Source organism: Variovorax sp. Root473, assembly GCF_001426505.1.
In the GTDB taxonomy this organism is placed as follows: Bacteria; Pseudomonadota; Gammaproteobacteria; order Burkholderiales; family Burkholderiaceae_C; genus Variovorax.
On sequence record NZ_LMEV01000020.1, the window covers coordinates 400,731 to 407,909 of the forward strand.

Sequence of the window (7,179 nt, forward strand, 5' to 3'; positions counted from 1 at the left end):
GATGCGTCCTCGCTGGCCATCTACTCCCTTTGCCGTACGCAAATCACCGCCGTCTAGGCCATTAGACGGATTTGCCCGCAGCCCCCCGCGCCGGAAACTTCGTGTTTCTTCTTACTTCCCGGCACCCTTGCCGTAGACGGAGTGCGGATGAGTTGGCGAACCAAAGTGGTCTGGAGCGAGGGGATGCTGTTGCAGCCTCAGCACCTGCAGCAAAGCGAGCGCCATGCCGACCATGCGCGGCATGTGCTGCTGCGCACCACCACGCCCTACGCCTGGGGATTCGCCGAGGTCGAGATCGACGCGGCGGCGCTCACGCTGGGCAAGCTGGCGCTGGTGCGGGCGGTGGGCATCTTCGGCGATGGCACGGTGTTCGACATGCCGGCGGTCGATCCGTTGCCCGAGCCCATCGACATTCCTGCGTCCATGCGCGACGAAGCGGTGGTGCTGGCGCTGCCGCTGCGCCGCGCCGGTGCGCGCGAAGCCGACGCTGAAGAGTACGAGGAGCTGGTGCGTCACCGCGTGCTGGAGTCGGACGTGCCCGACTCCAACACGGCTGGCGAGCGCACCGCGATGCTGCAACTCGGCCAGCTCCACACGCGCCTGATGCGCGCCAGCGAAGCCACCGACGCCTGGGCGACCCTGGGCGTGGCCCGCGTGGTCGAGCGCCGGGTCGACAACCAGGTGCAGCTCGACCGCACGATGCTGCCGCCGCTGCTCGACGTGGCCGGCCATGCGGTGATCCGCGCCTGGCTCGACGAGCTGCTGGGCCTGCTGCGCCAGCGTGGCGAAGCGCTGGCGGGGCGCATGACGCAGGGCGGAACGGGCGGCGTGGCCGAGATCGCCGACTTCATGCTGCTGCAGGCGGTGAACCGCAACGAGGCGATCTTTGCGCACCTGGCCAGGAGCGCAATGCTGCATCCGCAGCATTTCTTCGAGCACGCGCTCGGGCTGGCCGGCGACCTCGCGAGTTTTCGTGACACGCGCCGCGTGACGCGCTTCGGGCCCTACATCCATGACGACCTCGCGCTGAGCTTCCGCCCCGTGATGGACGACCTGCGCCGCAGCCTGTCGATGGTGTTCGAGCAGTCGGCCATTCGCATCGACCTGCACGACCGCAAGCACGGCGTGCGCGTGGCGGTGGTGACCGATGTCGAACTGCAGCGCAAGGCGACCTTCGTGCTCGCGGTGAACGCGAACATGCCGAGCGAGGCATTGCGCGCGCGCTTTCCCACGCAGGTGAAGATCGGCCCGGTCGAGCGCATCCGCGACCTCGTGAACCTCGCGCTGCCCGGCGTCACGCTGACGCCGATGCCAGTGGCGCCGCGCCAGATTCCCTTCCACACGGGTGCCAACTACTTCGAACTCGAAACGCGCAACAGCGACCTGTGGCGTCAGCTCGAACAGTCGGGCGGCATCGCGATGCACATCGCGGGCGATTTTCCCGGCCTCGACTTGGCGTTCTGGGCCATTCGTTCCTAGCCGCCTCCGGCTGACGGACACGGACCATCACCATGAGCACTCCTCCCGACCCCTTCGCGGCCTTCGAGTCCGAGCGCACGGTCATCAAGCCCAAGCCGCGCACGCCGGGTGGTGCGCCGCCGGCTGCTGCTGCGCCTGCGCCGTTCTTCGGCGGCGCCGATCCGACGCCTGTGGCCGAGGTGGGCGAGATCGGCCTGCTCAATCCGCTGGTGTCGGCCGCGGGCAAGCTGCTGGTGCTGATCGGCAAGCTGCGCAACCTCGCACAGCCGCCCAACGTGCCGGCGCTGCGCGCGTCCACCGCCGACGCGGTGAACCAGTTCGATGCGGCGGCGCGCCGCGCGGGCGTGGGCAACGAGTCGGTGCTGGCCGCACGCTACGTGCTGTGCACCGCGCTCGACGAAGCCGTGGCCAACACGCCCTGGGGCGTGCAGGCCGGCTGGAACAAGCAGAGCCTGCTGGTGCAGTTCCACAACGAGACCTGGGGCGGCGAGAAGGTGTTCCAGCTGCTGGCCAAGCTCGCGCAGGACGTGCCCACGCACCGCCAGCTGCTCGAGCTGATCTACAGCGTGCTCGCGCTCGGTTTCGAGGGCCGCTACCGCGTGGTCGACAACGGCCGCGCGCAGCTCGACTCGGTGCGCCAGCGCCTGGCCGACCTGATCGCGAAAGACCGCCCGGCCGTCGAGCCCGAGCTGTCGCCGCACTGGCGCGGGCAGGGCGCGGGCACGGTGCGGCTGCGCGAGTCGCTGCCGCTGTGGGTATTCGCGGCCGGTTTTGCGCTGCTGCTGGCGCTCGCGTGGTTCGGCCTGCGGCTCACGCTCAACCACCGCTCCGACACCACCTACGCGGCCGTGTCGAGCCTGCGCGTGCCGAACATCCAGATCGCGCCGCCCGCTGCGCCGGCCAAGTCGCCGCGGCTCGCGCGTTTTCTCGAACCCGAGATCAAGCAGGGCCTGGTCACGGTGACCGACGAGGCCGACCGCAGCGTGGTGCGCCTGCGTGGTGATTCGTTCTTCGGTTCGGGCAGCGCCGAGCCGATGGCCGCGTCGCTCCCGGTGCTGCGTCGCATCGGCCAGGCGCTGTCCGAGGTGAAGGGCGAGGTGCTCATCACCGGCCACTCCGACAACCAGCCGATCCGCTCGCTGCGCTATCCGTCGAACTGGCACCTGTCGGCCGCGCGCGCCGACGCGGTGAAGGGCGCGCTCTCCACGCTGGTCGAGCCCGCGCGCATGCGCTCCGACGGCAAGGCCGACGCCGAGCCCGTGGCCGCCAACGACACGCCGGCCAACCGCGCGCGCAACCGCCGCGTCGACATCGTGCTGCTGACCGAACCGGAGCGCATGGCTGCTGCACCGGTTGCTCCCGTTCCAGGAGCAACGAAATGATCAAGAAAATCTTTGGCTTCCTGTTCAGCCCGCTGCTGCTGACGCTTCTGGCGCTGATCGTCGTCGCGCTGCTGATCTGGTGGATCGGCCCGCTGGTGAAGATCGGCTCGCTCGCGCCGCTCGAAGGCGAGATGGCGCGCGCCATCGTCATCGGCGTCATCGTGCTTGGCGTGCTGCTGCGCGCGCTGTACCGCCGCTGGCGCGCGCGCCGCGCCAGCCAGCACCTGACCGACGGCCTCATGAAGGCGCCGGCCGCCGCCAAGACCGGCGCACCGGTCGACGGCGAACAGAAGATCCTCGACACGCGCTTCAGCGAAGCCGTCGCCACGCTCAAGCAGATGCGCCTGCACGCCGCCGGCAAGAAGCCGGGCTGGCGCGACTGGCTGTCGATCTCGGGCGGCAGCTACCTGTACGACCTGCCGTGGTACGTCTTCATCGGCGCACCGGGCGCGGGCAAGACCACGGCGCTCGTCAACTCGGGCCTCTCGTTCCCGCTGGCCGAGAAGTTCGGCCCCGGTGCCATTCGTGGCGTGGGCGGCACGCGCAACTGCGACTGGTGGTTCACCGACGAGGCCGTGCTCATCGACACCGCCGGGCGCTACACCACGCAGGACAGCCACCAGTCGGAAGACAAGAGTGCGTGGGAAGGCTTCCTGGGCCTGCTGAAGAAGGCGCGCCCGCGCCGCCCGCTCAACGGCGTGTTCCTGACGGTGAGCGTGGGCGACCTGCTGAGCCAGGGCCCCGAGGCGCGCACGCAGCTCGCGGCGTCGATCCGCGCGCGGCTGCTCGAACTCGACAGCAAGCTCACCACGCGCCTGCCCGTGTACGTGCTCGTCACCAAGAGCGACCTGCTCTACGGCTTCACCGACTACTTCGACGACCTCGGCAAGGAGCAGCGCGCGCAGGTCTTCGGCTTCACGCTGCCGGCCGACGAGAATCTGCAGCTCGAAGAGAAGGGCCTGTCGGCCGCCTTCCAGCGCGAGTTCGCCTTGCTGCACAACCGCGTCAACGACGGCCTCATCGCGCGCATGCAGCGCGAGACCGACGGCACGCGCCGCGCGGCGATCTTCGGCTTTCCGGCGCAGTTCGGCTCGGTCGGCCCGCTGCTGTCCGACCTGCTCGAACAGGTGTTCACCGGCTCGCGCTTTGCGCAGCCGCCGTGGGTGCGCGGCGTGTACTTCACCAGCGGCACGCAGGAGGGCAGCCCGATCGACCGCGTGATGGGCAGCCTGGCGCGCAGCTTCGGCATCGAGCGCGCCATGCTCGCGCCGCAGAAGTCGAGCGGGCGCAGCTACTTCCTCACCGCGCTGCTGCGCGAGGTGGTGTTCCCCGAACAGCGCCTGGCCGGCGCCGACGTGAAGCTGGAGCGCCGCCGCAACACCTTGCGCCTGGCAGGCGTGGCTGCGATGACGCTGCTCACCGTCGGCCTGATCGCCGCCTGGGGCTACAGCACCTGGCAGAACCACAACTACCTGAAGTCGGTCGAGGCGCGCGTCGAGCCCGCGCAGAAGACCCTGGCCGCGCTGCCGACGCGCGTTCAGAACCTGGTCGAGGTCGCGCCCGTGCTGCAGGGCCTGCGCGACATCTGGAAGACGCCCGACAACCGCCAGGGCGACGAGCCGCTGTCGATGACGCTGGGCCTGTACCAGGGCGACAAGCTCGATGCGGCCGCGATGCTCACGCACCAGCGTGCGCTCAACGACGCCTTCCTGCCGCAGATCGCCAAGCGCATCGAGGACCAGCTGCGCACCGCGCAGAAGGACAACCTCGAGTTCACCTACGAGGCCCTCAAGAGTTACCTGATGCTCTACCAGCCCGAGCGTTTCGACGCCGAGGCGCTGAAAGCCTGGATCACGCTCGACTGGGCACGCAACCTCGACCGCGGCATCCCCGAGGACCAGCGCAAGGCGCTCGAAGACCAGCTCGACGTGCTCATCGCCCAAGGCCCGCCGCGCTCGCCGCTCAAGATGGACGAGAACCTGGTGCGCAGCGTGCGCGCCGTGCTCGCGAGCTACCCGCTGGAGCAGCGCGTGTTCAGCCGCCTCAAGCGCCAGCGCGCCACCAAGGACATCCCGGGCTTCAGCGTCGCGCAGGCCACCGGCCCCTCAGGCCCGCTCGTGTTCGAGCGCATCAGCGGCAAGCCGCTGAGCGAGGGCGTGCCGGGCATGTTCACCTACGACGGGTATCACAAGCGCTTCCAGAACGAGGTCGTCGTGCTCACCGGCTTGCTCGCCGCGGAAGACCCGTGGGTGCTCGGCCAGGACCGCAACGCGAGCGAACGTTTGCGCGATGCCGCGGCGCTGGGCGCGCTCACCGACCGCGTGCGGCGCCTGTACCTCGAGGAGTACGTCAAGCAATGGGAGGCGCTGCTGGCCGACGTGCGGCTGATCCGCGTCAGCGGCCTGGAGAAGAACATCGAGACCGCGCGCATCCTGTCGGGCGTCGATTCGCCGCTCGCGAACTTCTTGCGTGCGGTGGTCAAGCAGACCACGTTGATTCCCGCGGCCGATGCCAACAAGGACGTGGTCAGCAAGGCCACCGAGACCGTGCGCAACACGCGCAAGGGCCTGGAAGACCTGTTCGGCAGCGACCCCGGCAAGCAGGTGGCGCCGGGCAAGCGCATCGAGAGCATCGTGGACGACCGCTTCGAGTCGCTGCGCCGCCTTGTCACTGCGGGCGGCCCGAACCAGCCCGCGCCGATCGACGATGCGCTCAAGCTCTTCAACGAGGTGTACGTGTACCTCAACGCCGTCGACACGGCCGTGAAGGGCCGCACCTCGCCGCCGCCCGGCGACGTGGCCGGCAAGCTCAAGTCGGACGCGGGCCGCCTGCCCGAGCCGGTGCGCAGCATGATCGAGAACCTGAGCCAGACCGGCGCCGCGCAGGCGCAGGTGGCCGAGCGTGGCAACCTGAGCCAGGACCTGCGCCCCGTGACCGAGTTCTGCAACCGCGCCATCGCGGGCCGCTACCCGTTCGTGCAAAGCAGCAAGCGCGACGTGCTGCCCGAGGACTTCGGCCAGATGTTCGGCGCCGGTGGCCTGATGGACGACTTCTTCCAGAAGCGACTGGCCGCCATCGTCGACACCAGCACGCGACCGTGGCGCTACAAGCCCGTGGCCGAGCGCGGCGCGATCACCACGCAGGCGCTGGCGCAGTTCGAGCGCGCGGCGCGCATCAAGGACATCTTCTTCCGCGGCGGTGGGCGTGGGCCCTCGATGCGGCTGGATTTCAAGCCGGTGGAGATGGACGCGGGCATCACGCAGTTCATCCTCGACGTCGACGGCCAGCTCGTGAAGTACGCGCACGGTCCCGTGGTGCCGATGGCGGTGCAGTGGCCGGGGCCGAAGGGCAGCAACCAGGTGCGCGTTCAGGTGAGTCCGCCGTCGACGACCGGGAGTTCGGGGTCGGCGATGGATGGGCCTTGGGCCTTGTTCCGTACGCTGGATGACGGGCAGCTGGAAGCCGGTGACGCGCCGGAGAAGTTCTTCATCACCTTCCAGGTGGGGGCGCGCAAGACGCGGTTCGAGGTGACGACGAACAGCGTGCAGCATCCGATCCGGCTGAAGGAGCTGCGGGAGTTTTCTTGTCCGGAGGGGTTGTGAGCCTGGCCTCTTCTTCTCTCTTCGTTTCGGACGAACTTCCCGGCTGGTTCGGGAAGTTGCCGGGGATGGGGGACTTTGCGCATCGGCGGTTGCCGGAGTCGTTTCGCTCGGTGTGGGACCCGTGGTTGCAGCGCGGGTTGGCACGGCTGCGGGATCGGCATGCGGATTGGACTTCGCACTACCTGGAAGCGCCTGTGTGGTGCTTTGCGCTGGGCGCGCAGGTGGTGGGGGAGCGGGCGTGGATGGGCGTGTTGATGCCTTCGGTGGATGGGGTGGGGCGGTACTTTCCGTTCACTCTGGCTGTTGAGCTGGATGAAGGTGCTTCTTCCTCTGATGTCTTGAATGGAGCGGCGTTGGCTGCGGCGCTGCGGTGGTGGGCGTTGGGGACGCAGGCTGTGTTGGAAGGGCTTGAAGGGGATTTGGATGCGCTGCGGTTTGATGCGGCGCTGGCTCAGTTGTTTGTGACTTCTGCTGCCGATGAGGCCGCTGTTGAGGGCCGATCGCTCGAGCTGCCTTTGGCTGGAACCTCGCTTTGGATGGAGACGCCTTCTTTGGAAGGTGGGGTTCGGATGTTGGCTACTGGGCTTCCTCGGGATTTGCAGTTTGAGGCTTTGTTTCTTGGGGGTGGGGAATGAGGGCGGTGCTTTCTTTTCCTTTCCGAGGCCGGGAGTTCCGCCCGGCGGCGGACTTACTTTCTTTTGCTTCGCCAAAAGAAA

4 protein-coding genes are annotated in these 7,179 nt (G+C 68.5%); all 4 read left to right on the forward strand.

Annotated elements, in window-relative coordinates; genetic code table 11:
- The first annotated feature begins 147 nt into the window (after nucleotides 1–147).
- Genes tssK through tagF form a run of 4 tightly spaced genes read left to right on the forward strand, consistent with a single transcriptional unit; the run spans nucleotide 148 to nucleotide 7,098 of the window.
- Nucleotides 148–1,479, forward strand: a complete 1,332-nt coding sequence (gene tssK, locus ASD34_RS26550; RefSeq protein WP_056584516.1) for a type VI secretion system baseplate subunit TssK — start codon at nucleotides 148–150, stop codon at nucleotides 1,477–1,479.
- A gap of 32 nt (nucleotides 1,480–1,511) precedes the next feature.
- On the forward strand, nucleotides 1,512–2,861 hold the full coding sequence (locus ASD34_RS26555; protein WP_056584519.1) for a DotU family type VI secretion system protein: 1,350 nt from the start codon (nucleotides 1,512–1,514) through the stop codon (nucleotides 2,859–2,861).
- Nucleotides 2,858–6,463 carry a type VI secretion system membrane subunit TssM gene (tssM, locus tag ASD34_RS26560; protein ID WP_056584522.1) on the forward strand — a complete coding sequence of 1,202 codons (3,606 nt, stop codon included), beginning with the start codon at nucleotides 2,858–2,860 and terminating at the stop codon, nucleotides 6,461–6,463. Before ASD34_RS26555 ends, tssM begins: the two co-directional genes overlap by 4 nt.
- Nucleotides 6,460–7,098: a type VI secretion system-associated protein TagF gene (gene tagF / locus ASD34_RS26565; RefSeq protein WP_056584526.1), complete on the forward strand. Its 639-nt coding sequence runs from the start codon at nucleotides 6,460–6,462 to the stop codon at nucleotides 7,096–7,098. Before tssM ends, tagF begins: the two co-directional genes overlap by 4 nt.
- The last annotated feature ends 81 nt before the right edge of the window (nucleotides 7,099–7,179 follow it).